Raw genomic sequence first — 26849 nt, 5'->3', positions numbered from 1 at the left:
CGCCGGGCCACCCCACACAGGCCCCCCGGTTCGGTCGGACTCCCCCCTTTGCCTTTGCGAACAAGAGACTCTTCATGGCCCAAGAACACGCTCCCCGCCTCGAACCCCGTCTGTTCCATCCCCGTTACTGGGGGAGCTGGCTGGGCCTCTCCCTGCTCTGGCTGCTGGTGTTGCTGCCCTGGCGCAGTCAGATGTGGCTGGGCCGCCAGCTCGGCACCCTGGCCCGCAAGCTGCTGAAATCCCGCGTCAAGATTGCCCGCCGCAACCTGGAGCTGGCGATGCCCGAGCTCAGCCGGGATGAGCGCGAAGCCCTCCTGGTGCAGAACTTCGAGAGCGTGGGTTGCGCCATCTTCGAGGTGGGCATGGCCTGGTTCTGGCCAGACTGGCGGATGCGCCGCCTGATGAAGGTGGAAGGGGAAGAGCACGTCATCAACGCCATGGAGAAGGGCCAGGGGATGTTGCTGCTCTCCTGCCACTTCCTGACGCTGGAGCTCAATGCCCGCTGCTTCGGCCTGGTGCGCCCCGGGGTCGGTGTCTATCGCCCCAACACCAATCCGGTGCTGGAGTACGCCCAGTACCACGGTCGCTGCGCCTCCAACAAATACCTAGTGGACCGGATGGACGTGAAGGGGATGATCAAGGCGCTGCGCAACGGTGACGCCCTCTGGTATGCACCGGATCACGACTACGGCAGCCATGCCAGCGTCTTCGTGCCCTACTTCGCGGTGGAGCAGGCCGCCACCATCACGGGGACCGCCACCCTGGCCCGGGTGAAGAACACCGTCACCCTGCCCTGCTACAACATCCGCACCAAAGAGGGCTACACCCTGCATATAGGGGCGCCGCTGGAAGGCTACCCGAGCGGCGACGACATGGCGGATGCCAGCCGCGCCAATCGCGAGATTGAAGCCGCCGTGCGCAAGGCACCGGAGCAGTACATGTGGCTGCACCGCCGCTTCAAGACCCGCCCCAATCCGGACGATCCCGGCTACTACTGATGCCCTCCCGCCCCGTCGACCGGGCAAGTCCAGACGACAGGACAGGATGGCACCGCTGCCCCCATGAAAAAGCCCTCGCACTGCGAGGGCTTTTTTGTTGGCTGCCAGCGTCTGCCTTACTGGCGGATCAGGCGGTAGATGGCGTAGCCGGGGTGCTTGGCGTCATCCATCGGCAGGGTGGACTGGTACGACAGATCCGCCCCCGCCAGGGCCTTGGCCTCGTCGGTCGGCGAGGAGTAGAGGCGCACGTCCACGTTGGCGGGCAGGGCCTTCATGTGCCAGTTGTTGTTGGCCGCCGGGCTGAAGCCGGCCGGGTTGTCCGCAGACTGGGCCTTCAGATACTGGGCGATGATCTCCCGCGTCTCGAAGGGATCTTCATGGACGATGTTGCTGCCGTCGATGCCGGGGAAGTGGCCGCCGCCGCTGGCGCGGTAGTTGTTGGTCACCACGTAGAACTTCTGGGCCGGGTCCACGGGCTGGCCGTTGAAGGTGAGGCCGCTGATGCGCTGGCCGTCGCTCACCTTGACCCCGTCCTTGCTGTAGCGGGCCGGCTGGGTGATGTCCACCTCGTAGTTGACCCCGTCAATCACATCGAAGTTGTAGGTGGGGAAGCTCTCGTTCACCAGCCACTGCACCTCTGTCTTGCCGGTGTCGATCTGGTTGAACTGGCCAGCGCTCATCTCCAGCCACTCCTTGACGGTGGCCCCGTTCACCTCGACCACCTGCAGGGTGTTCGGATAGATGTAAAGGTCAGAGACGTTGCGCAGGGAGATGTCACCCTGGGCCACGTAGGTGAAGTCGTTGATGCCGTTGCGACCGCCACGGAAGGGGGCCGCCACCGACAGGATGGGGTAGGACTCCTTGAGCAGGCCGTCTTGTTGCAACTGCTCCGCGTGGCGGCGCTGGGCATCGCTCACCAGCTGCACCGAGGGGTCGTCCTGCACCAGGGCGAAGAAGCTGTGGATGGGGGAGGTGATCTTGCCGAGCGGCTCGTCCAGCCACTGGTTGGTGGCGTCGTGATCCGCCTGCACCAGGTCCACCACCCGCTGATCCACCGCACTGCCCTCGCTGGCGTCTATCTTGCGCAGGCTGGCCTGGCTCTGCTTCACCTGCCACTTGCCGTCCACCTGCTCCAGCTTGAGGTCGATGATGCCGAGGTGGTTGCCCCAGTAGCCGGGCATCACGGTGGGAATGCCGCTCAGGGTACCGGCCTGGTTGTCCACCTCCGGCAGATCCGGGAAGTCCCCGGGGAAGTTCTTGTGGGCGTGGCCCAGCATCAGGGCGTCCACCCCCTTCACCTTGGCCAGATGCCAGGCGGAGTTCTCCATCATGGCCTCGTAGCTGCTGGCATTGATGCCGGTGTGGGCCACCACCACCACGATGTCGGCGCCCTTGGCGCGCAGCTCGGGCACATAGTGATTGGCGGTCTCGACCATGTCGGCCACCACCACCTTGCCCTCCAGATGACGCTTGTCCCACTGCAGCACCTGGGGCGGGGTCAGACCCAGGATGCCCACCTTGACGCGCTGGCGCTGGCCCTTGTCATCGGTCACCTCGCGCTCCAGCAGCAGATAGGGGGTGAACTTGTTGCCGCTCCAGTCAATCTGTCCCTTGGCATCGCGCTTGAAGGCCCCCGCCTCGAACACGTTGGCATTCACATAGGGGAAGTCGGCTCCCGCCAGCACCTTGCCGAGGTAGTCCAGGCCGTAGTTGAACTCGTGGTTGCCCAGGTTGCCCGCGTCGTAGCCCAGCTCGTTCATCGCCTTGAACACCGGGTGCGCCTGCTTCTCGAGATAGCCGGCACCGGACTGCTCGAAGATGTAGTCCGCCAGCGGCGTGCCCTGAATGAGGTCACCGTTGTCGAGCAGCAGGTTGTTGGGGTTCTCGGCGCGGGCGGCGCGGATCAGCAGGGCGGTGCGGGAGAGGCCGAACTTGCGATCCTCCTTGTTCTGGTAGTAGTCGTACCCCAGCACGTTGGAGTGGATGTCGGAGGTCTGGATCAGGCGCAGGGAGACGGTCCCCGGCTGCGCCTTGCTGTCATTCTCGTTGCTGCAGGCAGACAGCAGCACGATGGCGGCTATAGCCCCCAGTTTCATGGTGTTATTCACTGTTTTTTCCCTTTTATTATGAGTAACGCTTTACCAGCGCCGGGAATTTAACAGACGAATATGTCAGCAGATGGCACCGGGACTCATTTTTATGAAGCCCGGCACAAAAATAGCCTCATGAGGCCGATATGGCACCCAATGCCAGCTTGGCCGCCAGCACCAGCATGATGAGACCTACAACAAGATCAATGGCTTGCTGCACCCGGCCCCGGGCAAGCCAGGGGGAGAGTGCCGCCGCCCCGAACGCCAGTCCGTAGAACCAGACCAGAGAAGCCAGCATGGCCCCCGCCGCGAAGGCGGGTCTGAGCTCCTCGGCAAACTGGCTGCCGAAAGAGCCAAGCAGCATCAGGGTATCCAGGTAGACGTGGGGATTGAGCAGGGTCACTCCGAGGGTCATGGCCAGCACGCTCTTGACCCCCATCAACCGGGGCGAGTCCGCCAGGGCCGCCTCCTGGCCGCGCCAGGCACTGCGCAGGGAACGGATACCGAACCAGCCGAGGAAGAGCACGCCGCCCCAGGTCAACAGGGCCAGGCCGATCGGGCTGGCCGCCAGCAGGTTGGCCCCGCCGAACACCCCGATGCCGATCAGCACGAGATCGCACAGGCAGCAGAGGGTCGCCGTCAGCAGGTGGTGGTTGCGGTGAATGCCCCGGCTCAGCACGAAGGCATTCTGGGCCCCGATGGGGATGATCATGGCAAGGCCGAGGGTAAAGCCTTGCAGGGTGGTGGCGAACATGGGGATGCGTTCCTGTGAAAGAGAGAAACGCACTATAAGGGGGCACGGGTAATCAGAGAAATTCATTCATTTTCTGATGCATTCATAAAACTGATGAAAACCGGGCCGAAACCACACAAAGAAGGTTGTCAATTGCAGGATCTGACAATTGTGGGGTCACAGCCCCACCCCGAGAATCGGCGGCAGGATGGGACGGCGCAGGACAGCGGTGATGGCGACAGAGGGGATGCCAGGCGACGAGCCGGTGCCGCCGGGCCTGTATTCACTGCAGCAGGGAGGGGAAGTTGGTGACCACCACCTGCTCCAGGTTCGGCAGCAGGATGCCGCTGCTCACCCCCTTGGCGATGGCCTGGTAGCGGTTCATCGACCCCGTCTTGCGGGTGACCTGATTGAGGTGGTAGTTCACGGTGCGCTCCGTGATGCCGAGGATGCAGGCGATCTCCCCCGATGTCTTCCCTTCGCTGGCCCAGAACAGGCACTCGGTCTCCCGCTCCGTCAGGGGCTCCTGGGGATCGTCCTCCCTCATGCTCTGGCGCACGATCCGGATCGCCGCCTCGAAGATGTAGTTGGACATCCAGGAGAGGATGGGCGAGGACTCCAGCATCAGATCGCTCGATGCCCGCTCCCGGGTGATGAAAGAGAGTATGCCGTTCTCCCCCGCCGCCCCGTGCAGCGGGAACGAGATGCCGTTGCGCAACCCGAATTCCGCCGCCAGCCCCATCACATCCATGCTCCCCTCTTGCAGGAAGCGCGCCTTCTCGTCCAGCCGGTTCCAGTAGATGGGCAGGGTCTGCCTGCGGGCGAGCTGGATGATGGGATCGCAGGCCAGCATGTTGTTCAGGGTGTAGGCCTGTACCCAGGAGTCGGGGCACTGGTTGAACAGCACCACCTTGGGCCTTTGCATCGACATGGGCAGGATGAGGGCAAAACGGTAGTAGTCGTAACCCATTCCCAGGGTGAAGCGGCCGATGAGCTCGGACAACCGGTTGCCATCGGTCACCAGCGTGAAATGTTCCAGGTACTCAAGCAGTTGGTCGCGTGTCATAGGCAAGCCTCCCCTGGCCAAGGCCTTGGATTATAGCGCCTAACCATGAAATGGAGAGACATGAATGCTTGTTTTCAAAGGAAAATTGAAAGAACACCCCAGATGGGAGGTCGAAAACGAGCTCTACCGATTTCGCAACCGCGTCTTCTCCGATCGACTCGGTTGGGACGTGGAATCCCGCCGTGGCCTGGAGCGGGACAACTTCGACAAGCCCGACACCCACTGGGTGCTGATTGAAGACAAGCAGGGGCTGTGCGGCTGCATCCGCCTGCTCAGTTGCGCCCAGGATTACATGCTGCCCAGTATCTTCCCCACCGCCCTCGCTGGCGAAGCCCCGCCGCGCGGCAACGACGTGTGGGAGCTGACCCGCCTCGCCATCGACGCCGACCGGGCCCCTCGCCTGGAGAACGGCATCAGCGAACTCACCTGCGTCATCTTCCGCGAGGTGCTGGCCTTCGCCAGGGAGCAGGGGATCCGCGAGCTGGTGGCCGTGGTCAGCCTGCCGGTGGAGCGCATCTTCCGTCGCCTCGGCCTGCCCATCGAGCGCCTCGGCCATCGCCAGGCGGTGGATCTGGGGGCCGTGCGCGGGGTCGGTATCCGCTTCCACCTGGACGAGCGTTTCGACCGCGCCGTCCATCGCCCCCTGCAGGGCCATTACCGGCCGGCGGGGGATGCTCTGCTCGCCGTCATCTGAGCAAAAAAAGTCCCGGGACCGGCCCGGGATTCAAGACGCTCGCTATGGTCCGTTTCCACCCCATGCAAAAACGGACCGGGTGAGTATCTTATGAATCTCATGTCAGGGCTACTGTCACATCTCACAGGGGCGGCCCCGGAGACGGGCCCCCTCCATGGGGGCGGTCAGGTTGTCCTCTGGCGCGCCCTTGAGTAGCATTCTTGCTGAACTCCCTTTTTTCATAAGGAATGCTGATGAAAACGCTGGACTACAAGCTGCTGCTGGCCCTGGACGCGGTGATCCGGGAGCAAAACTTCGAGCGTGCCGCCCAGCGCTTGCACATCACCCAGTCCGCCATCTCCCAGCGCATCAAGCAGCTGGAGCAGCAGTTTGCGGAGCCGCTCATCATCCGCAGCCAGCCGCTGCAGGCCACGGGGCTCGGCCAGAAGCTGCTGGCCCACTATCGCCAGGTGCGCCAGCTGGAGCTGGAGCTGGCCGGCGAGCTCTCCCCCGACGAGCCCAGGGCCCCCATCCGGGTCAGCATCGCCGTCAATGCCGACAGCCTGGCCACCTGGTTCCTGCCCGCCCTGGCGCCACTGCTGGAGCAATACCCCATCGAGCTGAACCTGCTGGTGGATGACGAGAGCCGCACCCTGGACCGGGTGCGCGAGGGGCAGGCGTTCGGCGCCGTCAGCCTGCAACCCCAGCCGCTGGCGGGCTGCTGCGTCGACGAACTCGGCGAGATGCGCTATCTGCTCACCGCCAGCCCCGCCTTCGTCGCCCGCCACTTCCCGAACGGCCTCACGGCCGCGGCCCTGGCCAAGGCGCCGGCGGTGGCCTTCGATCAGCGCGACGACATGCACATCAGCTACATGGCCCGTCATTTCGCCCTCCCCCCCGGTGGCTACCCCTGCCACACGGTGCGATCCTCCGAGGCCTTCGTCGCCATGGCGGAGCAGGGGCTGGCCTGCTGCCTCATCCCGGAATTGCAGATCCGCCAGCAACTGGAAGAGGGGCGCCTGCTCGATCTCAACCCGGATCACCACCTGGTCGAGCAGCTCTACTGGCACCGCTGGGTGCTGGAGCGGGGGCTGCACAAGCAGATATCCCAGCGCCTGATCCAGCAGGGGCGACGGGCACTGCAACCCCGTTGAGGGGGCCATTCACCTTGGCTTTGGGGGGGTAAAAACGTATAGTGCTGGGCGATTAACCATCAGGTCTCCACTCAGGTTCCCCATTTATGTTCCAAGACAATCCGCTGCTGGCCCAGCTCAAGCAACAAATCCGCGAAAACATCCCCAAGAAAGAGGGTGTGATCCGCGCCTCCGATCGGGGCTTCGGCTTCCTGGAGGTCGATGAGAAGACCAGCTATTTCGTGCCGCCTCCCTACATGAAGAAGGTGATGCACGGTGACCGGGTGAGCGCCCTGATCCGCACTGAAAAAGAGAAAGAGGTGGCCGAGCCGGATGCCCTGCTGGAGCAGGCCGTCACCCGCTTCGTCGGCCGCGTCAAGATGTTCCGCGACCGCCTCAACGTGGTGCCCGACCACCCCCTCATCAAGGACGCCATCAAGGCCCGCGCCAAGAAGGGTCTGGACGAGAAATCCTTCAAGGAAGGGGACTGGGTGGTCGCCACCCTCAAGCGCCATGCCCTGGTGGACGGCAACTTCTCCGCCGAGATCACCCAGCTCATCGCCACCCAGGAAGATCACAACGTGCCCTGGTGGGTGGTGCTGGCGCGCCACAACCTGGCCCAGATTGAACCGGCGGACCTGCCGGAGTGGAAGGTGATCGAAGAGGAAGAGCTGCCCCGCCGGGATCTGACCCAGGTTCCCTTCTTCACCATCGACGGTGCCAAGACCAAGGACATGGACGATGCCCTGGCCATCACCAAGCTGGAGAACGGCTGGGAGCTGCTGGTGGCCATCGCCGACCCGACCGCCTATGTGGCCGAGGGGAGCGAGCTGGACAAGGAGGCCGCCCAGCGCGCCTTCACCGTCTACATGCCGGGACGCAACGTACCCATGATCCCGCGCACCCTCTCCGACGAGCTCTGCTCCCTGAAAGAGGGCGAGGAGCGCAACACCCTGTGCGCCCGTCTGCTCATCGCCGAGGACGGCCTGCTGCTGGAGGAGACCGAGTTCTTCGCCGCCCGCATCGTCTCACATGCCCGTCTCAGCTATGACGACGTCTCCGACTGGGCCGAGCACGGCAAAGCGCTGGCCATCGACGCCGGCGTCCTGGCCCAGCTGCCCCTGATGAAGGCGATGACGGAGGCCCGCATCAAGTGGCGCACCGAGCATGCCCTGGTGTTCCCGGACAGACCCGACTACGACTTCGAGCTGGGTGAAGACGGCGAAGTGCTGGCCATCCACGTGGAGCCACGCCGCATCGCCAACCGCATGGTGGAAGAGTCGATGATCGCCGCCAACATCTGCGCCGGCCGCGTGCTGGGCAAAGAGGTCGGCTACGGCATCTTCAACGTCCACACCGGCTTTGACGAGGAGTCCCTGGACGGCGCCATCGAGCTGCTCAAGACCGCCGAGGCCCCGTTCGAGAAGGAAGAGATCGCGAGTCTCTCCGGCTTCTGCGCCCTGCGCCGCTGGATAGACAACCTGGACACCCGCTGGCTGGACGGCAAGATCCGCCGCTTCCAGAGCTATGCCCTGATGTCCGCCGAACCGGGTGCCCACTACGGCCTGGGTCTGGATGCCTACGCCACCTGGACCTCCCCCATCCGCAAATACGGCGACATGGTCAACCATCGCCTGCTCAAGGCGGTCATCGCCGGCAAGACCCCGGGTGAGCGCCCCAGCCTGGAGCTGACCGAGCACCTGACCGCCTGCCGCCGCCTGCACCGCATGGTGGAGCGCGACATCGGCGACTGGCTCTATGTGCGCTACCTCAAGGCCGATGCGGGCACCGACAAGGTGTTCAACGCCGAGATCATCGACGTGATGCGCGCCGGCCTCAAGCTGCGCCTGCAGGAGAACGGCGCCGTGGTCTTCATGCCCGCCCGCCATATCCTGGACAACAAGGATCGGCTGGAGTGCAACTGGGACAACGGCCGCGTCTATCTGGACAAGACCGAGGTGGTCTACGAGCTCGGCCAGATCATCGAGGTGAAGCTGAGCGAGGCGGTGGAAGAGACCCGCTCCCTCATCGCCAAGCCGGCGGTGGATCTGGTGCCGGGTCCGGCGCCGGTCGCTCCTGCCAGCGAGGCCGATGCAGCGCCTGCCGACGAGGCCCCCAAGGCGCAGTGATCCCCCTGCTTGTCTGCTCTGCAAAAGCCCGCATCCTGCGGGCTTTTTTTATGGCTGCGCTCCGCGGGCAGACGGAATGGGAGACCCGCTCACAGGCCCCAGCCTGCGTCGCTACCGGCAGGGAGGATCGAGACGGGAGCGGATCAGGATCCGCCACCCGGGCGTCACAAGAGGCCTTGTCGAAACCGATCCTCTCGGGGGAAAAACTGAAAGTGGGTTACAAAATAAATGATTCATTGGTGATTAACGATGAACTACGGCATATCCATCGTCATTACTTGCGAATACGAGGCGACAAATCATGACTCATTTGAGTGCAAAATTTGATTTTGTGACGACAGTCACGTTGACACCGTATTTGCTCAAACCGCAAAACGAGACATCAATCACAAAAAATTGACACCCAGAGGCGAGAAGATCGAAATGTAGCCGAAATACAGCGACTGAATGTGATCGTCATCACTATGTCGGGAGGGGGGATGTCGGGGTATTTGAGATCCAGGTCACAAGACACCCCGTTTTCAGCCTAATTTGATCACAAGCTGGTAGATTGAAGTTGCTTAGACGACTGGGATGGGAGTTCGGCAAAACTCGTCATCCCGACTACCACTTTTAATCACACAGGCTTAAAACGGGGTCCCGACATGTTATCACCGGATACCAAAGTCAAGATACAGAATTTTGGACGCTTCCTGTCCAATATGGTCATGCCCAACATAGGCGCCTTCATCGCCTGGGGCTTCATCACCGCCCTCTTCATCCCCACTGGCTGGCTGCCCAATGAAACCTTGGCCAAGCTGGTCGGTCCCATGATCACCTACCTGCTGCCGCTGCTCATCGGCTATACCGGCGGCAAGCTGATCGGGGGGGACCGGGGTGCCGTGGTCGGTGCCATCACCACCATGGGCGTCATCGTGGGGACCGACATCCCCATGTTCATGGGCGCCATGATGGTCGGCCCGCTGGGTGGCTGGGCCATCAAGCGCTTCGACAAGGCGATGGAAGGTCGCGTCAAGAGCGGCTTCGAGATGCTGGTGAACAACTTCTCCGCTGGCATCATCGGCATGTTGCTCGCCATTCTCGCCTTCTTCGTCATCGGTCCCTTCGTCAAGGTGCTCTCCGGCGTGCTGGCGAGCGGTGTCGGCTTCCTGGTGGACAACCACATGCTGCCCCTCACCTCCATCTTCGTCGAGCCGGCCAAGATCCTGTTCCTGAACAACGCCATCAACCACGGCATCTTCTCGCCGCTCGGGATCCAGCAAGCCACCGAACAGGGCCGCTCCATCTTCTTCCTGATCGAAGCGAACCCTGGTCCGGGCATGGGCGTGCTGCTGGCCTACATGGTGTTCGGCCGTGGCGCCGCCAAGCAGTCCGCTGCCGGTGCGTCCATCATCCACTTCTTCGGCGGCATCCACGAAATCTACTTCCCGTACGTGCTGATGAACCCGCGCCTCATCCTGGCGGTGATCGCAGGCGGCATGACCGGGGTCTTCACCCTGACCCTGTTCAACGCCGGTCTGGTCTCCCCCGCCTCCCCGGGCTCCATCTTCGCCGTGCTGCTGATGACGCCGAAAGCCTCCCTCATCGGGGTGCTGCTCTCCATCGTCGCCTCCGCCACCGTCTCCTTCCTGGTCGCCGCCGTGTTCGTCCGTGCCCAGCAGCCGGAAGCCGACGAGGCCGATGCCCTGGGTGAAGCCACCCGCAAGATGAAGGCCATGAAGGGTGCCAAGCCCGAGACCACCGCCGCCAAGAAGCCGGAAACCGAGCTGACCGCAGTGCGCAACATCGTCGTCGCCTGCGATGCGGGCATGGGCTCCAGCGCCATGGGCGCCGGCATGCTGCGCAAGCGGGTGCAGGCCGCCGGTCTCGACATCAGCGTCACCAACCGTGCCATCAACAACCTGGACGATCAGGTGGATCTGGTCATCACCCACAAGGATCTCACCGACCGTGCCCGTCGCCATGCGCCGCATGCACAGCACATTTCGCTGACCAACTTCCTCGACAACGCCCTCTATCAGGAGCTGGTGCAGAACCTCAGCCTGGCCAACGCGGCCAACGATGACGTCGCCAACCCGCAACTGCTGGTGGCGGCCAACGACGACAGCTACGAGCCGCAGGAGCCGGAAGTCTTCACCCTGAGCCTGCAGGACGTGCACCTGGGCCTCAAGGCCGAGAGCAAGGAAGCGGCCATCGTGACAGCCGGCAAGCTGCTGGCCGAGCGAGGCTATGTGGCACCGGACTACGTCGACGCCATGCTGGAGCGCGAACAGCTGGTCTCCACCTACCTCGGCGAATCCATCGCCGTGCCCCACGGCACCATCGCCGCCAAGGAGCACGTGAAGCGTACCGGCATCGTCATCTGCCAATACCCTGCCGGGGTCGCCTTCGGCGAGGGCGCCGATGAAGTGGCGCGCCTGGTCATCGGCATTGCCGCCCGCAACGATGAACACATACAGGTTATAACCCGCCTGACCAATGCACTGGATGAGCCCGGTCTCGTCGACCGTCTGGCCAGCACCCAGGATCCCCAGGAGTTCCTGGATCTGCTGGGGGCCGAGCAGGCCGCGTAATCATCCGTCATCGTCTTTGGTTGTAGAGGTTAATATCATGAAAACATTGCATTTTGGTGCCGGCAACATCGGTCGGGGCTTCATCGGCAAACTGCTGGCTGACGCCAGCCATCAGGTCACCTTCGCCGACGTCAACGAGACCCTGATCGACCAGCTCAACCACCGCCAGGAGTACAAGGTGCACGTGGTGGGCACGGATCAGAAGCTGGACGTGGTGCGCAACGTTGCCGCCGTCAGCTCGGCCGGACACGAGGTGATCGCCCGTATCATCACCGCCGATCTGGTCACCACGGCGGTCGGCCCCAACATCCTGGACAAGATTGCCAGCACCCTGGCCAAGGGGCTGCAGGCCCGCTTCGATGCCGGCAACCTGACTCCCCTCAACGTCATCGCCTGCGAGAACATGGTGCGCGGCACCAGCCACCTCAAGGAGGAGGTACTCAAGTACCTACCGGTCGCGTATCATGCCACCCTCGAGCAGTGCGTCGGCTTCGTCGACTCGGCGGTGGATCGCATCGTTCCGCCCGCCGCGGCGAACGACGATCCCCTGGAGGTGACGGTGGAGAGCTTCAGCGAGTGGATCGTCGATCGGACCCAGTTCAAGGGGGAGTTGCCCCAGGTGGCAGGCATGGAGCCCACCGACAACCTGATGGCCTTCGTCGAGCGCAAGCTGTTCACCCTCAACACCGGCCACATCGTCACCGCCTACCTCGGCAAGCTCAGGGGCTATCACACCGTGCGCGAGGCGATCGAGGATCCGCTGATCCGCAGCAAGGTACGCCGCGCCATGGAGGAGAGCGGGGCTGTGCTGGTGAAACGTTACGGCTTCGACCCGCGCCTGCACGCCGCCTACATCGAGAAGATCCTCTCCCGCTTCGCCAACCCCTATCTGGTGGACGAGATTGACCGGGTCGGTCGCCAGCCGCTGCGCAAGCTGGCGGCGGGGGACAGGCTGGTGAAGCCGCTGCTCGGCACCCTGGAGTACGGCCTGCCGAGCGATCACCTGCAGGAGGGCATCGCCGCCGCACTGCATTACCGCAATGAGGACGATCCCCAGGCGGTGGAGCTGCAGGCCATGCTGGCGGAACTTGGTCCGGCACGGACACTGGCCCGCGTCACCGGCCTGGATGAGCACAGCGATGTGGTACGCACCATCGTCGCCCGTTACAACAACTTGAAGTGACCTGATGGGGTGGCGTCACACCGCCCGTGACGGACCCCATACGATACAAACCGGGGGAGGGCCTGCTCTCCCCCTGTCAGCCGGACCCGAAGCACTTATGACCACACACCAGGAAGATGAAGTACTGGAGCGACTGAACGAGCAGGATGGCCCCCGCGGCTTCTTTCTCGAGGTCGTGACCATCCTGGAAGAGGCGGTCGACTCCCTGATGCGGCGAGCCTTTCGTCAGGAGGAGTATGCCGTCAAATACGCCATCGAACCCCTGCTCAACCAGAGCGGACCCCTCGGCCAGCTGGAGGTGCGCCTCAAGCTCATCTTCGCCCTCGGCCTCATCTCCCTCGAGCGCTATCAGGATCTCGAGGCATACCTGAAGATCCGCGACTTTCTGGTACGCGACCCCAAGGATTACCGCTTCAGCGACAAGCCGGTCCGCGATCTGCTCGAGCGCCTGAATGCCATCCAGCAGGGCAGCATGATGCCGCAGGATCCCCCGGCCAACGAGGAGGACTGGCCCCTCTACCAGATGCAGCTCAACCGGCTCGATCAGATGGTGCGCTCCGCCCTGGTGCTGGCGGTGACCGATTGCGTCACCGAACTCCACAAAGAGAGCCCCATCTGATCTGAGTGGCTCTCCCCTGCACGCCTGGCGGGTGTCATCTTGCCCCCCTTCCCCGCTACACTAGGTCCAACCCCATCACCTGTACGAGGTTGGCATGATTGCTCTCTCCCTCGCCGGAATAGCCCTCATCTCCCTGCTCGCCCAATGGCTTGCCTGGTCCGTGCGCGTTCCCGCCATTTTGTTCCTGCTGCTGAGCGGCCTATTGCTCGGCCCGGTGACCGGTCTGCTCGATCCCAATCAGTTGCTGGGGGATCTGCTGTTTCCCCTGGTTTCCCTCTCGGTCGCCATCATCCTGTTTGAAGGAGCGCTGACCCTGCACCTGACCGAACTCAAGGGGATCGGCAAGGTGGTACGCAACCTCTGCTCCACCGGCATGGTGACCAGCTTTGCCGTCATCGGCGCCGCCAGCTACTTCCTGCTTGGGCTGGACTGGCGTGTCGCCATGGTGCTCGGCGCCGTGCTGGTAGTGACCGGCCCCACGGTGATCGCCCCCATGCTCAACGTGATCCGCCCGGTCCGGGAGGTGGACAAGATCCTGCGCTGGGAGGGGATCGTCATCGACCCCATCGGCGCCCTGTTCGCGGTACTGGTGTTCGAGGCGGTGCGCCTCGGCAGCCAGGGAGATCTGGTCGGTCATACCCTGCTGGCCCTGGCCAAGACGGTGGGAGTGGGGTCGCTCATCGGGGTCGGTGCCGGCTGGCTCACCACCCTGCTCATCCGCAAGGACTGGCTGCCGGTCAGCCTGCACAAGTTCGGGGTACTGGCGCTGGTGCTGGTGACCTTCACCCTGTCTGACTGGCTCAGTCACGAATCCGGCCTGCTGGCGGTGACGGTGTTCGGCATCTGGCTCGCCAACCAGGAGGGGCTGGATCTGGAGGAGGTGCTGGCCTTCAAGGAGGATCTCGCCGTCATTCTCATCTCCTCCCTCTTCATCCTGCTGGCGGCCCGCCTCGATCTGGCCCAGCTCTGGCAGCTCGGCCCCATGGTGCTGGCCCTGCTGTGCGTGGTGCAGTTCGTGGCCCGTCCGCTCTGCATCCTGGTCTCGACCCGGGGGTCGGACCTGCCCTGGCGCGCCCGCGCCCTGCTCGCCTGGATAGCCCCCCGGGGCATAGTGGCGGCGGCGGTCAGCGCCTCCTTCGCCATCAGCATGCACGAGGCCGGCATTGAGGATGCCGACAAGCTGGTGCCCCTGGTGTTTGCGGTCATCATCTTCACCGTGGTGCTGCAGAGCCTGACGGCCACGCCATTGGCCAGATTGCTCGACATGCGCCAGAGCGCCCCCAATGTCTGGCTGCTCATCGGCGCCAACTCGGTGGCCCGGGCCATCGGCAAGGCGCTGGCGGATCAGGGGATCCCGGTGCAGCTCTCCGATCCTGCCTGGGAGCACTGCAAGCTGGCCCGCATGAGCGGCCTGCCCTGCTACTTCGGCAACCCCCAGTCGGAGCACGCCGAGCGGCACCTGCCCCTCACCAGCATCAGCACAGTGCTGGCGCTCTCTCCCAGCCGCCACAACAACGCCCTCGGGGTACTGCACTTCGCCCACCTCTACGGGGAGGAGAAGGTCCACTCCCTGCGTTCCAGCGAACAACACGGCAAGGCCAACCGGGAGAGCGCCACCTTCCGTGCCCGCCAGAACCTGTTCGGCGCCGACATCAACTTCGCCAGGCTGAGCGGCCTGCTGAGTCGGGGCGGGCAGATCAAGGCGACCCGCCTGAGCGACACCTTCGACTGGGACCAGTATCAGGAGGCCAATCCCGGCGCCATTCCTCTGTTCGTGCTGGATGCCAAGGCCAGACCCAGGGTGGTCACCGGCCCTGTCACGCCGCTGCCCGGAGAGCTGCTGATCGCCCTGCAACCACCCCGGGAGGGGGTGACGGCGCCCTGATCCGATGACGGCGCCACCGGGAAGGAGAACTAGACTTGAGGGTGGCGCCATGAGTCATAGGAGGAAGTCATGACAGTCAGTGAATTGCGCGCGCTTCACCAGCAGCACAGGTTCAAGGAGGCGGAGATCATGCACGACATCGTCTCCCCCGGCTGGATCGTGGAGTTCAGGGGGCAGGACGGCCACCTCTACGTGATGACGGACACCCTGGGGTGCCCCATGAGCTTCTCGTCCACCGAGGAGGCACGGGACCACATCCACCTGGTGGCCGACTGCCCCGTCCAGGTCGAGCACCTCTACCGCTTCTTCGAACGCTGAACAGCCATCGAAAAAGGCTCCCGAGGGAGCCTTTTCTCATTCCGGCTGCGTAGGCTCAGCCTCCTTTCCCTCCAGCCGCCTCACCGGCTTTTGCAGAATAAGGTTCGCCGGATAGGTGACCAGATCGCCGTTGTCATCCCGCACCCGCACGTAGAAGAGGCCGATCTCGGTGATGATGCCGGTGACGGAGTCATCCTTGTCGAGGATGCGGATGCGATCGCCAATCTTGTAGGGGAAGGCGAAGAAGATGGTAATGCTGGCGGTGATGTTGGAGAGGATCGACCACTGGGCCACCATGGCGACCCCCAGTACCGCGAAGAAGGAGGAGGCGAGCACCACCAGCCGGGAGAAGTCGAGCCCCCAGACCCCGGCCAGGATCAGCAGGGTGGCGCAGCCCAGCAGGAAGTGGAATACGTGCTCCACGTAGAGTACCCGATTCTCGCTCACCTGCCGGCTCTGGCCAAGGGCCATCAGGCTCTTGTGAATGAGGCCGCGCACCAGGGTGTGCCCCAGCAACAGCAGCAGGGTCACGCCAAAAGATTCCCATGTCGTCATGTTCACTCCTTACCACCAGCGCCTGTGCTTGAGCCAGACCGCCAGTCCGGTCGCCAGCACCAGCAGGAAGCCACAGAACACCCAGAAGGCGGTCGGACTCTCGGCCCCGGGGATCCCCCCCAGGTTGATGCCGAACAGGCCGGTCAGGAAGCTGGCGGGCAGGAACAGCAGCGCCATCACCGACATCTGGTAGGCACGGCGGTTGGTCGCCTCCGCCATCAGGTTGTTGATCTCGTCCGCCAGCACGGCGGTGCGCGCCACCCCGGCATCCAGATCGTCGAGCCAGCGCCGCAAGCGGTCGGCGATGTCGAGCAGGCGTCGCCTGTCATCTTCGTCCAGCCAGCTGATCTTCTCGTTGGCCAGGCGCGCCACCAGATCCCGCTGGGGGGAGAGGTAGCGACGGATCATGATGAGCTGCTTGCGGATGCGCGCAAGCCGACCGTTGGCGGGCAGGTCGCGCATCAGCACCATCTCTTCCAGATCCAGGATCTGGTCGTGCAGCTCCTCGACGAACTCCCCGGCCCGGTCGGTCAGGGCGTCGCATATCTCCACCAGCCAGTCGGCGGGAGTGTCGGCACCGCCCCCCAGCGACAGCTGCTCGAACACATCTTTCTCGGAGAGCAGCGGACGACGTCGGCTGCTGATGATGAGATCCGGCGTGATGAAGATCCGCAGGGCCACCATCTCTTCAGGCCTGTGATCCTTGTTGTGGTTGATGCCGCGCAGGATCAGCAGCACCGTCTCCCCCATCCGCACCAGCTTGGGACGATTGCTCTGGCCGAGCAGGGCCTCCCGGGCCGCCTCCCCCAGCAGCGGCGTCTGCAGCAGCCAGCGCGCCGACTCCGGGTTGCCGTAGTCCAGATGCAGCCAGCCGGGCTGGGCACCGGGGATCTCGCTACCTTCGGCCAGCGGGGTCATGCCCCCCTTGCCGTCCAGGGTCAGGCCATAAATCACGTCACCGGGCACCCGATCCATCTCGTCTCCTTCTCGTTTCATGTGCAGGCCCCAGCTTACACCAAAGGCGGGGACGACTCAGCCCCGGGGCAGCCGCCCCGCACCAGCCATGCTAAGATGCGCCACCCGTTCCAGACACAGGAAGCCATGCCATGCCCATCTGGGTTGATGCCGATGCCTGCCCCATCCCGGTCAAGGAGATCCTCTACCGCGCCGCCCACCGCGCCCAGGTGGTGACCACGCTAGTGGCCAACCAGGGACTCAGAGTCCCCCCCTCCCCCTTCATCAAGACCCAGCAGGTGGAGAAGGGCTTCGATGTGGCAGATCATGTCATCGCCCAGCAGGTCAAGCCAGGCGACCTGGTGATCACCGGCGACATTCCCCTCGCCTCCTGGGTCATCGACGCCGGGGGCGAGGCGCTCAATCCCCGGGGCGAGATCTACACCCGGGAGACCATCCAGGCACGGCTCGGGATGCGCAACTTCATGGAGGAGCTGCGCTCTGCCGGCGTCCAGACCGGTGGCCCTGCGCCCTTCAACGCCGCCGACAAGCAGCGCTTCGCCAATGCGCTGGACAAGTGGCTGGTCAGGGGCAAGCTGAGCTGATCACCCTCTCCCCGGCCCACCGCCGGGGAGAGCCATTCATTTCCCTTTTCCCTTAATTCTTCCTTAATGCTCCTTGATTAGCCTTGCGACTGTTGACCCAACCACCCGCAAGGAGCAAGCAATGAAACTAACCCCCCTGTTGTTACTGATCCCCCTGTTGAGCGGCGCAGCCCTGGCCGACCCCCAATGCACCCAGGCCGACAAGAGCAAGTGGATGAGCGAAGCCGACGCCCAGCAGCAGATCAAGGCGATGGGCTACGACATCAAGAAGTTCAAGGCCACCAAGACCGGCTGCTACGAGATCTACGGCTGGGACAAGGAGAAGCGCAAGGTCGAGATCTACTTCGACCCGACCGACCTGAAAAAGGTGAAAGAAGAGATCGACGAGTAACGCCGCCCCGGCCGGTCTTCCCCCGGCCCCCACCATGGAGCCTTGCCATGACACCTGCCTCTGAAGTGAAAGTCTGGGATCCCCTCATCCGGGTGTTTCACTGGGCGACCGTCACCCTCTGCCTGCTCAACTTCTTCGTGCTGGAAGAGGGCAGCAAACCCCACAGATATGCTGGCTACGCGGTGGGCATCCTGCTCATCATCCGCCTGCTGTGGGGGCTGATCGGCCCCTATTACGCCCGCTTCGGCCAGTGGTGGCCAACCCCTGCCCGGGTCCGCTACTACCTGCGCCAGCTCGCCCAGGGGCGCCACCCCTACTACCTCGGCCACAATCCGGTCGGCTCCCTGATGATCTGGCTGCTGCTGCTGTCCCTGGTCGGGACCGTCGTCACCGGCTGGCTCACCACCTGGGATGCCTTCTGGGGCGAGGAGTGGCTGGAGGAGCTGCACGGCATCATCGCCAACACCCTGATGGCCGCCGTTGGCGTCCATGCGGCAGTGGTACTCCTGACCGATCGCCTCACCCGCAGCGATTTGGTCCGCGCCATGGTGCTGGGCAAAAAGCGGGTCCCCGCCAACATCAAGGTGGAAGACCCCCGCGCTTGATGGCCGGGCTGCCGACCAGTCCCCTCCTCTGTTCACCCGCTCATCTGCCCAAAAAAAGACCCCCTGCCAAGGCAGGGGGTCGTCATGAGCAGCGCGGGGGGAGGACCTAGATCATCACACCGGCGATAACGGCGGAGAGCAGGCTCACCAGGGTGGAGCCATAGACCAGCTTCAAACCGAAGCGGGAAACCATGTTGCCCTTCTCTTCGTTGAGCGCCTTCACCGCACCGGCAATGATGCCGATGGAGCTGAAGTTGGCGAACGACACCATGAAGATGGAGAGGATGCCGACGGTGCGCGGGGAGAGCTCGGCGGCAATCTTGCCCAGATCCATCATGGCCACAAACTCGTTGGTCACCAGCTTGGTCGCCATGATGGAGCCGGCCTGCAGCGCTTCACTGCCCGGGATGCCCAGGATCCAGGCAACGGGATAGAAGATGTAGCCCATGACGTGCTGGAAGTTGACGCCAAACGCCGCCTCGAACAGGTAGTTGATGAGGGCGATCAGGGCGATGAAGCCCACCAGCATGGCACCGACGATCACCGCCACGGTGAAACCGGCCATGATGTACTCCCCCAGCATCTCGAAGAAGTTTTCCTTCTTCGGGGTATGGTGCTCGTCACCCTCGGCCAGCGCCTTGGCATCGGTCACGGTGTTGTCGGGCTCGTAGGGGTTGATGAGGGAAAGCACCACGAAGGTGCTGAACATGTTGAGTACCAGCGCGGCCACCACGTAGCGCGGCTCGATCAGCTGCATGTAGGCACCGACGATGGACATGGAGACGGTGGACATGGCCGTCGCCGCCAGGGTGTACATCTGCTTCTCGTTCAGGTGCGGCAGTATGTTCTTGAGGGCGATGAAGTTCTCGGACTGACCGACGATCATGGAGCTGATGGCGTTGAAGGACTCCAGCTTGCCCATGCCGTTGATCCTGGCCAGCACGGTGCCGATGCCACGAATGACGATGGGCAGCAGACGGATGTACTGCAAAATGCCGATCAACACGGAGATGAAGACGATAGGCATCAGCACCATCAGGAAGAAGGAGAAGGCCCCTTCGTTGACCAGACCGCCGAACACGAAGTCGGTCCCCTGCTTGGCAAACTCCATCAGCTTGGTGAAGCCGGCGGCAAAGCCACCCACCACCGCCAGACCCACTTCGGAGTTGAGCATGAACCAGGCGAGCGCCAGCTCGACCACCAGCAGCTGGCCGATGTAACGCAGCTTGATCTGTTTCCAGTTGCGGCGGTTTGCCAGCAACGCCAATGCCAGGACCATCACGAGTCCGAGCACGAAATGAACGTATTCCATACCAGTAGCACCCATTGAATTGTTATTTTTGACCGGCGCCATCATAAAGAACTGCATATTTAAAAATCAGAGAGTCATCACAATCCGCGGTAAAAATATGCATGCGAAATAATACAAACGTTTTTAAATTAATTGCCAAGGCACATGATTATTAATCTTCATTGGGGAAGTTTAAAAATAAATCAAAAACAATAAGTTATGCTCTTTCGTTAATTTTATTCCTCATTCGTATATATATTTCATAACGGCCATATCCCATATGGCATCCTCCGATGACTCATCATCACCACGACATGTTTAATTAAAAACGTTTTCTCGTCATTCATCATGATCTGGCCATGACCACCCTGTTCCATTGTGCTCTTTTTACATACCGCAAGCCCGCCAACGCAGACAGAAGCCTCCATCGGCAACCCATGACGCCAACCGTTCAAATATTCACCGCATCCGGCGGCACATTCTGGTATGATGCGCCCCCTTGCGCACCGCGCACCCCCATTTCTGGTTTTCCGATATAGAGTCCTTTTGTGAACAACAGCGAATTTAGCAGCCTGAACCTCTCCTCCGCCCTGCAGGACAACCTCGCCAGCCTGGGCTATCTGCAGATGACCCCGATCCAGGCCCAGAGCCTGCCCCTGGTGCTCGACGGCAAAGATTTGATCGCCAAGGCGAAAACCGGCAGCGGTAAGACCGCGGCCTTCGGCCTGGGTCTGCTGGCCAAGCTGGACGTCAACCGACTGGCCGTGCAGGCGCTGGTGCTCTGTCCGACCCGCGAGCTGGCGGATCAGGTGGCCACCGAGATCCGCCGTCTTGCCCGTACCCTGCCCAACGTCAAGCTGGTGACCCTGTGCGGCGGCACCCCGACCGCACCGCAATCCGCCACCCTGGGCTTTGGCGCCCACATCGCCGTCGGCACCCCGGGCCGGATCCTCAAGCACCTGGAGCAGGGCACCCTTGCGCTCGACGACCTCAAGACGCTGGTGCTGGACGAAGCGGATCGCATGCTGGACATGGGCTTTGGCGAAGACATCAACCGCGTCATCAGCCACGCCCCGCGGGACCGGCAAACCCTGCTCTTCTCCGCCACCTATCCGGAAGGGATCGCCCAGATGAGCCGCGGCGTGCAGCGCAACCCGGTGGAGGTGAGCGTAGAGTCCCTGCACGAAGAGAGCGCCATCGAACAGAAGCTGTATGAAGTGCCGGCCGGCCAGCGCCTCGATGCCCTCACCTGGCTGCTCAGCCACTACCAGCCGAGCTCCTGCGTGGTGTTCTGCAACACCAAGCGCGCCTGCAACGACGTGGCCGATCACCTGGCCGCCAAGGGCTTCTCGGCGCTGGCGCTGAACGGCGATCTGGAGCAGCGTGAGCGGGATCAGGTGCTGGTGCGCTTCGCCAACGGCAGCGCCACCATACTGGTCGCCACCGACGTGGCGGCCCGTGGCCTCGACATCAAGGAGCTGGGGGCCGTCATCAACTACGAGCTGACCTACGACCCCGAGGTGCACGTGCACCGCATCGGCCGTACCGGCCGCGCCGGCCAGCAGGGCCTGGCCCTGAGCCTCTACCAGCCGAACGAGGCCCAGCGCGTCAACTTCATCGAGGAGTACCAGCAGGCCCCCATTCCTCAGGGCGACCTGGCCGGGATCGGCCGCGACATCAAGCCGATCGCGCCGCAGATGGTGACCCTCTCCATCGATGCGGGCCGCAAGAGCAAGGTGCGTGCCGGTGACATCCTCGGCGCCCTGACTGGCGAAGGCGGCATTGCCGGGGCCGATGTAGGCAAGATCCAGATTTCCGAGCAGTACTCCTACGTGGCGGTGAAGCGCCAGGTGGCGAGCGCCGCCCTCAAGCGGTTGCAGGAAGGCAAGATCAAGGGGCGCAGCTACCGTGCCCGCAAACTGGGCTAAGGTATTTCACACTCCCGGCCAGACCACAGGCGCCTGACAGGCGCCTGTTTCATATCATTCGCCGCCATGCGGCAAGACAGGTGACATGACCCAAGCAATCCAGAGCGATGTGAGCTGCCAGAACTGCGAAGCCTGCTGCTGCCGCCTCGAGGTGATGCTCTTCACCGACACCGGCGTGCCGGACCGCTATATCGAGGAGCGGGAAGGAGAAGTGCCCGTGATGCACAGACTGGAAGATGGCTGGTGCGCCGCCCTCGACCGCAACACCATGATGTGTCGCATCTACGAGGTGCGGCCGCTTATCTGCCGTGAATTCGAGATGGGGGAGCCAGACTGCCTCGACGAGCGGGACAAGTGGTTCATCAGGCTGGAATGAACGGGAAGTTCAACCCGTGCTGACGTGGGTCTCCTTGCCTTGCAGCCCCTCGAGGCGCTGTGTCAGCCAGTGGATGGCCTGCGCTTCCTCCTCGAAATAGCGCACCTCCTGAAAGGGAAGCTCGCTGAAGACGTGATCCGCCAGATAACGTTTGAAATCCCCGATCATGACCACTGCCAGAAAGGCGCAGCCATGGGTGGCGCACCAGTTGAACTGGCGACGAAAACGGGCCAACACCTCGGGGCCGGCGGCCTCGAACTCGGTCGCGACCTCGACGATGCCCCAGGGGGCTCCCTGCAAACGGCTTATCTGTTGGCTGAACTTGCCCTCATAGGCCATGGCGCCTGCCAGGTTGAAAGGGCCGCTCGGCCGACAGATCAGCAGTTGCCCTTGTCGCTGCATCTCAAAATGGCCGTGTGCTTGCACGTTCACCTCCTGCCTTGAGTCCTTCGCTGCGGCTGATATGCCCTGTGTTGCCACAAAGTAAGAATTTATCCCCGAAAAGTCCATGAAGCTCCCCGCATTGTGAACGGAAAGCTCCATTCAACCCCCGTTTTTACCCCGGTGGCGGAATGTACATTTCTTCGACATGTTCTGTTGCAGTTAACAAAACGTTGCTGCTATTATCCGCGCCACTCAAAACATTCCACCTACTGAAACCTTTTGGCGTTCACCCAGGGAACAACGATGAAGCAACAAGACGCAAGTTATTACCAACGGATCTGGCGCTGGCATTTCTATGCTGGTCTCTTCGTCGCCCCCTTCCTGATCCTGCTCTCCCTCACCGGCATCGTCTACCTGTTCAAGCCGCAGCTGGACAACCTGCTCTACCCCCAGCTGATGAAGGTGACGCCCGCCACCCAGACCCTGAGTGCCGACCAGCTGCTGGCCAAGGCAACCATCGCCATGCCGGACGCCAGTCTGCGCAAATACCTGCCCCCGGTGGCAGCGGACGCGAGCGCCCAGATAGTCGTGATGCGTGAAGGGCAGGAGCTGACCCTCTTCATGGATCCCGCGAACGGCGCCCTGCTCGGTACCATGGACAACAAGTGGAACCTGCAGGCGGTGGCGCGCGCTCTCCATGCGGAGCTGATGCTTGGCACCACGGGTGATCGCCTGATCGAGCTGGCCGCAGGCTGGGGAATCGTGCTCCTCGTCAGCGGACTCTATCTCTGGTGGCCCCGCAAGGGACCGGGTGTGGGAGGCATCCTCTGGCCGAGAATGCACCAGCGCGGCCGTCTCTGGTGGCGTGATCTGCACGCCGTGGTCGGCTTCTGGGGCGCAGGTTTCCTGCTGCTGCTGCTGCTGACGGGCATGACCTGGACCGGTTTCTGGGGCGGCCAGTTCGCCGACGTCTGGAACCGCTTCCCTGCGGCCATGTGGAACGAGGTGCCCAAGTCGGCCCCCCTCACCCGCAGCCTCAACCAGGCTCACGAACAGACCGTCTCCTGGGGGGCCGAGACCCTGCCCATGCCGAGCTCCCAACCCACGGCAGAGAGCCATGATCACAGCGCCATGACCCATGGCGGCGGACACGAGGGCATGGTCATGGCCAGCCATCGCATTCCGCTGCAACAGGTGGTCGACATCGCCAGCGAGCGTGGGGTCAGCCCGGGTTACAGCATCACCCCCCCGGTCGGTGAAACCGGCGTCTATACCATCGCCATCTTTGCCGATGATCCCCGCAACGATGCCACCCTGCACATCGACCAATACAGCGGCAAGGTGCTGGTCGACGTGCGTTGGCAGGATTACGGCCCGGTCGCCAAGACGGTGGAAACCGGCGTCATGCTGCACATGGGCAAGCTCTACGGCTGGCCGCACCAGCTCGTCATGCTGCTCATCTGCCTGATGATTCTGGCAAGCTCGGTGAGCGGGCTCTGGATCTGGTGGAGCCGCCGTCCCAGTGGTCGCCTCGCCGCCCCGCCCCTGCCCGCCAAGCTGCCTCCCATGGGCGGTGCCATCGCGGTGCTGGTCGTGCTCGGGATCTGCTTCCCGCTGGTGGGGGCCTCCATGGTCGCCATCTGGCTGCTGGACAGTCTCTTCTTCTCTCGCCGCCCGGCCGTGGCCCAGGCAAGCTGACCTCGGGGCAAGCACGCCTCATGCACACGAGGGCTCCCTGTCGGGGGCCCTCGTCGTCTGCATCACCTGGCATCATCCTTCGCCTGGCGGCATGCTCCTCCCCTTTCGATCATCACATCGGTCTGATGAAACAACAACGCGTCGACACATCAGCAAAAAGGGCTCCCATTCGGGAGCCCTTTTCATTGCCAAACGCGTCGGCCTCAGGTGAGCGCCAGCCCGGCGGAGAGCAGCAAGCTGAACAGAAATGCGCTGATGGCGGTCTTCTTGAGGGCGCCGGTCAGCACCTCGCCATCGAAACTCTCTCGCAGGGTGCGGGCGGCATCGGTGAGGGGCTTCATGGCGGGCAGGAAGATCCAGGGCCAGAGGCTCGCAGGCTGAGTCAGCAGGAAGGCGATGGTCGCCAGCAGCGCCGCCCCCAGCAAGACCCAGTGATAGGCGATGGCCCGGTTGCGGCCAAGGCGCACCGCCAGGGTGATCTTGCCGCTGGCGGCATCGGTCTCGATGTCCCGCACGTTGTTGATGTTGAGCACGGCAGTCGCCAGCAGGCCGCAGGCGGTGGCGGGCAGCAACAGGTCCCACTCCAGGCTATGGGTGAAGAGGTAGTAGGAGCCGAGCACCCCCAGCAGGCCGAAGAACAGGAACACCGAGATGTCCCCGAAGCCGCGATAGCCGTAGGGGCTCTTGCCCACCGTGTAGGTGATGGCCGCGACGATGGCCGCTCCCCCCAGCAGGATGAACGTCAGGATCTGCTGCCACGCCTCCCCGAAGGCGCAGACCAGCAGGGAGAGGCCGCTCACCACGGCCGCCAGGGCGGTCAGCCCCATGGCCACACACATCTGGTGCCGGGTGATGAGGCCGGAAACCACGGCGCGCTGGGGACCGATCCGCTCCCCGTTGTCGGCACCGGAGACCGCATCGCCATAGTCGTTGGCCAGATTGGAGAGAATTTGCAGCAGGATGGCGGTCAGCAGGGAGAGCCCCATGATGGTGCCGTCGAACGCTCCCCGGCTGGCTGCCAGCCCCGAGCCCAGCAAGATGGAGGAGCACGCCAGGGGCAGTGTTCGCAAACGCGCCGCCAGCAACCAAACAGAGAAGGTATTTGTCATATTGTGATGGCCAAACAATCAGATATTGATCGTGTTAAGGGTTATCGAACCGGATTTAGGTATACTTGGCTGCGCGGGGGCGTCGGCTCCCCCGGGCAATTTACATGGACGAATGGGCAGATAATATATAGGAAATCGTCGCCCTTTGGCATCAACCTGCGCCATCCTCCCCCGGAGCGATCGCGATTATCCGGCTCAGACTAGACATCCATGTTGGCTCAGACCCACCTCAAGCAACAACTGGACGCCCTGCGTCACAGCACTGTCAGCGGTTTCGTGCGACTGCGCGTGGCCGCTCACGTCGACGTCTTTCCCGGCTGGTTGGCGGCCCAGACGCTCTACCCCCGCATCTATTGGCACGCCAGAGGGCAACAGAGCCCCGAGTACGTGGCGCTTGGCGCCATCCACGAGCTGACCCGGCCGGAGGATATCCAGCGGGTCTGCGACCTTGCCGGCACGGCCAGTGAAGACAGCCCTCGCTACTACGGCGGTCTGGCGTTCGACCCGGATCTGCCCGGCTGGCAGGGTTTTGGCCCCTGCCGCTTCGTGCTGCCCCGTATCGAGCTGGTACGCCGGGGGGAGTGCACCAGCCTCTGCCTCAATCTCTGGCTGCCCGCTCGGGAAGAGGGTCACGCATTCGAAGCCGAACTCTGCGCCGCCGAGGCGGCGCTCGATGCCCTGCAACCCGAGGCCCCTCTGCCCGCCCTGCAAAAGCGGCCATGGCAGCGCCAGGACCTGCCGGGCCCTGCCCAGTGGCAGACCCTGGTGGAGCAGGTCACGGCCCCCGACTTCCAGGCCCGCACCCCCAAGGTGGTGCTGTCGCGGGAGAGCCTGCTCCAGAGCGAGGCGCACGATGCGCCCCTCTGCCCCTGGTCCCTGCTGACACAGTGGGCCCGCCACGCCCAGGAGTGCTTCCACTTCGGCTTTCAGTTCTCCCCCGAGCAGAGCTTCATCTCCTGCTCCCCCGAGCGCCTCTACCGCCGGGAGAAGGGCCACCTCTTTACCGAGGCGCTGGCAGGCACCATTCGCCGTTCCGGGGATGAGGCGACCGACGCGGCCCTGGCTGCCGAGCTGCTGGCCGACAGCAAGAACCGGCTGGAGAACCGGCTGGTTCATGCCGACATTCTCAGCCGCCTGGCCCCCCTCACGACCGATGCCACCCTGACCGAGCCGCGCATTCTGAAATTGCGGCTGCTGCAACACCTCAAGTGCGACATCGAGGCCGAGCTCAAACCCGGCGTCTGCGACTGGCAACTGCTGGCTGCCCTGCACCCCACTCCCGCCGTGGGGGGCGCCCCCCGCGAGGCAGCGCTCGCCTTCATCCGTGAATGCGAGCCCCATGATCGCGGCTGGTATGCCGGTGCCTGCGGTATGCTGAGCCGGGAGACCTCGGAGTTCTCCGTCGCCATTCGCAGCGCCCGGATCAGGGGCTCGCGCATCAGCCTGTTCGCCGGTGCCGGCATAGTGGCGGGATCGGAGCCCGCCGCCGAGTGGGCCGAACTCGACAACAAGATCGCCAACGTGCTCTCCCTGCTGGGATAGCGTTTCTCACC

Annotated in this window: 24 protein-coding genes; 16 read left to right on the top strand and 8 right to left on the bottom strand. The window is 63.4% G+C overall.

The genetic code is table 11. The features are described from left to right. Positions 1-74 precede the first annotated feature (74 nt). Positions 75-998: an LpxL/LpxP family Kdo(2)-lipid IV(A) lauroyl/palmitoleoyl acyltransferase gene (gene lpxL, locus I6L32_RS09390; protein ID WP_201972129.1), complete on the top strand. Its 924-nt coding sequence runs from the start codon at positions 75-77 to the stop codon at positions 996-998. Positions 999-1114: 116 nt separating this feature from the next. Here the strand turns inward: lpxL and I6L32_RS09385 are convergent, their stop codons facing one another. The 3 genes from I6L32_RS09385 to I6L32_RS09375 form a co-directional block, all read right to left on the bottom strand. Continuing rightward, the gene (locus tag I6L32_RS09385; protein WP_041214379.1) at positions 1115-3094 is read right to left on the bottom strand and encodes a bifunctional 2',3'-cyclic-nucleotide 2'-phosphodiesterase/3'-nucleotidase; all 1980 of its coding nucleotides are present in this window, start codon (positions 3092-3094) and stop codon (positions 1115-1117) included. Positions 3095-3221: 127 nt separating this feature from the next. Beyond that, on the bottom strand, positions 3222-3842 hold the full coding sequence (gene lysE / locus I6L32_RS09380) for an L-lysine exporter (RefSeq protein WP_180911265.1): 621 nt from the start codon (positions 3840-3842) through the stop codon (positions 3222-3224). A 262-nt stretch (positions 3843-4104) separates the two neighbouring features. Further along, a complete protein-coding gene (locus I6L32_RS09375) occupies positions 4105-4887 on the bottom strand; it encodes a LuxR family transcriptional regulator (protein ID WP_010672766.1) in 783 nt (260 codons plus the stop codon). A 64-nt stretch (positions 4888-4951) separates the two neighbouring features. On the opposite strand from I6L32_RS09375, the gene I6L32_RS09370 reads away from it, so the two are divergent. From I6L32_RS09370 to I6L32_RS09335, 8 genes are all read left to right on the top strand, one after another. Beyond that, positions 4952-5581, top strand: coding sequence for an acyl-homoserine-lactone synthase (locus tag I6L32_RS09370; RefSeq protein WP_029313613.1), 630 nt, complete (start codon positions 4952-4954; stop codon positions 5579-5581). A 233-nt stretch (positions 5582-5814) separates the two neighbouring features. Continuing rightward, positions 5815-6714 (top strand): LysR family transcriptional regulator ArgP, encoded by a 900-nt coding sequence (locus I6L32_RS09365; RefSeq protein WP_010672764.1) that lies wholly within the window; start codon positions 5815-5817, stop codon positions 6712-6714. Between the two features lie 86 nt (positions 6715-6800). Then, the gene (locus tag I6L32_RS09360; protein WP_216944990.1) at positions 6801-8822 is read left to right on the top strand and encodes an exoribonuclease II; all 2022 of its coding nucleotides are present in this window, start codon (positions 6801-6803) and stop codon (positions 8820-8822) included. Positions 8823-9466: 644 nt separating this feature from the next. Next, on the top strand, positions 9467-11395 hold the full coding sequence (locus I6L32_RS09355; RefSeq protein WP_041212287.1) for a PTS mannitol transporter subunit IICBA: 1929 nt from the start codon (positions 9467-9469) through the stop codon (positions 11393-11395). 37 nt (positions 11396-11432) lie between these two features. Then, positions 11433-12578 (top strand): mannitol-1-phosphate 5-dehydrogenase, encoded by a 1146-nt coding sequence (locus I6L32_RS09350; protein ID WP_042015428.1) that lies wholly within the window; start codon positions 11433-11435, stop codon positions 12576-12578. A gap of 97 nt (positions 12579-12675) precedes the next feature. Further along, positions 12676-13197 (top strand): MltR family transcriptional regulator, encoded by a 522-nt coding sequence (locus I6L32_RS09345; RefSeq protein WP_010672759.1) that lies wholly within the window; start codon positions 12676-12678, stop codon positions 13195-13197. A gap of 94 nt (positions 13198-13291) precedes the next feature. Continuing rightward, a complete protein-coding gene (locus I6L32_RS09340; RefSeq protein WP_216944989.1) occupies positions 13292-15082 on the top strand; it encodes a sodium:proton antiporter in 1791 nt (596 codons plus the stop codon). A gap of 69 nt (positions 15083-15151) precedes the next feature. After that, entirely contained in the window at positions 15152-15400 is a 249-nt protein-coding gene (locus tag I6L32_RS09335) for a hypothetical protein (RefSeq protein WP_010672757.1), read from the top strand. Between the two features lie 36 nt (positions 15401-15436). Here the strand turns inward: I6L32_RS09335 and I6L32_RS09330 are convergent, their stop codons facing one another. Together I6L32_RS09330 and zntB are read right to left on the bottom strand one after the other, a co-directional pair. Then, complete coding sequence (locus I6L32_RS09330; RefSeq protein ID WP_052815684.1) at positions 15437-15955, bottom strand: mechanosensitive ion channel domain-containing protein; 519 nt, start codon at positions 15953-15955, stop codon at positions 15437-15439. Positions 15956-15964: 9 nt separating this feature from the next. After that, complete coding sequence (gene zntB / locus I6L32_RS09325) at positions 15965-16930, bottom strand: zinc transporter ZntB (protein WP_171865294.1); 966 nt, start codon at positions 16928-16930, stop codon at positions 15965-15967. Positions 16931-17061: 131 nt separating this feature from the next. Between zntB and I6L32_RS09320 the strand changes: the two genes are divergently transcribed. From I6L32_RS09320 to I6L32_RS09310, 3 genes are all read left to right on the top strand, one after another. Further along, a complete protein-coding gene (locus I6L32_RS09320; protein ID WP_039039769.1) occupies positions 17062-17514 on the top strand; it encodes a YaiI/YqxD family protein in 453 nt (150 codons plus the stop codon). 121 nt (positions 17515-17635) lie between these two features. Continuing rightward, positions 17636-17905: a PepSY domain-containing protein gene (locus tag I6L32_RS09315; protein ID WP_010672753.1), complete on the top strand. Its 270-nt coding sequence runs from the start codon at positions 17636-17638 to the stop codon at positions 17903-17905. A gap of 47 nt (positions 17906-17952) precedes the next feature. Continuing rightward, positions 17953-18510 carry a cytochrome b/b6 domain-containing protein gene (locus I6L32_RS09310; protein ID WP_103259422.1) on the top strand — a complete coding sequence of 186 codons (558 nt, stop codon included), beginning with the start codon at positions 17953-17955 and terminating at the stop codon, positions 18508-18510. Between the two features lie 106 nt (positions 18511-18616). Here I6L32_RS09310 and I6L32_RS09305 read toward each other — a convergent pair whose 3' ends face one another. Next, positions 18617-19822, bottom strand: a complete 1206-nt coding sequence (locus I6L32_RS09305; RefSeq protein ID WP_041214374.1) for a NupC/NupG family nucleoside CNT transporter — start codon at positions 19820-19822, stop codon at positions 18617-18619. Between the two features lie 527 nt (positions 19823-20349). On the opposite strand from I6L32_RS09305, the gene dbpA reads away from it, so the two are divergent. Then, complete coding sequence (gene dbpA / locus I6L32_RS09300) at positions 20350-21729, top strand: ATP-dependent RNA helicase DbpA (RefSeq protein ID WP_103259421.1); 1380 nt, start codon at positions 20350-20352, stop codon at positions 21727-21729. Between the two features lie 85 nt (positions 21730-21814). Then, on the top strand, positions 21815-22105 hold the full coding sequence (locus I6L32_RS09295; RefSeq protein WP_039039772.1) for a YkgJ family cysteine cluster protein: 291 nt from the start codon (positions 21815-21817) through the stop codon (positions 22103-22105). Between the two features lie 9 nt (positions 22106-22114). Here I6L32_RS09295 and I6L32_RS09290 read toward each other — a convergent pair whose 3' ends face one another. Then, positions 22115-22537, bottom strand: a complete 423-nt coding sequence (locus tag I6L32_RS09290; protein ID WP_128272935.1) for a hypothetical protein — start codon at positions 22535-22537, stop codon at positions 22115-22117. 255 nt (positions 22538-22792) lie between these two features. Between I6L32_RS09290 and I6L32_RS09285 the strand changes: the two genes are divergently transcribed. Continuing rightward, the gene (locus I6L32_RS09285; protein ID WP_216944988.1) at positions 22793-24187 is read left to right on the top strand and encodes a PepSY domain-containing protein; all 1395 of its coding nucleotides are present in this window, start codon (positions 22793-22795) and stop codon (positions 24185-24187) included. Positions 24188-24390: 203 nt separating this feature from the next. On the opposite strand, the gene I6L32_RS09280 is transcribed toward I6L32_RS09285, so the two are convergent. Next, positions 24391-25296, bottom strand: a complete 906-nt coding sequence (locus tag I6L32_RS09280; RefSeq protein ID WP_029313608.1) for a 1,4-dihydroxy-2-naphthoate polyprenyltransferase — start codon at positions 25294-25296, stop codon at positions 24391-24393. Between the two features lie 210 nt (positions 25297-25506). Between I6L32_RS09280 and I6L32_RS09275 the strand changes: the two genes are divergently transcribed. Further along, entirely contained in the window at positions 25507-26838 is a 1332-nt protein-coding gene (locus tag I6L32_RS09275) for an isochorismate synthase MenF (protein WP_202044554.1), read from the top strand. Positions 26839-26849 lie beyond the last annotated feature (11 nt).

This window comes from Aeromonas sp. FDAARGOS 1402 (assembly GCF_019046925.1).
In the GTDB taxonomy this organism is placed as follows: Bacteria; Pseudomonadota; Gammaproteobacteria; order Enterobacterales; family Aeromonadaceae; genus Aeromonas; species Aeromonas caviae.
Note: the sequence above shows the minus strand (reverse complement) of the source record. Positions and strands in the feature narration are given on the sequence as shown.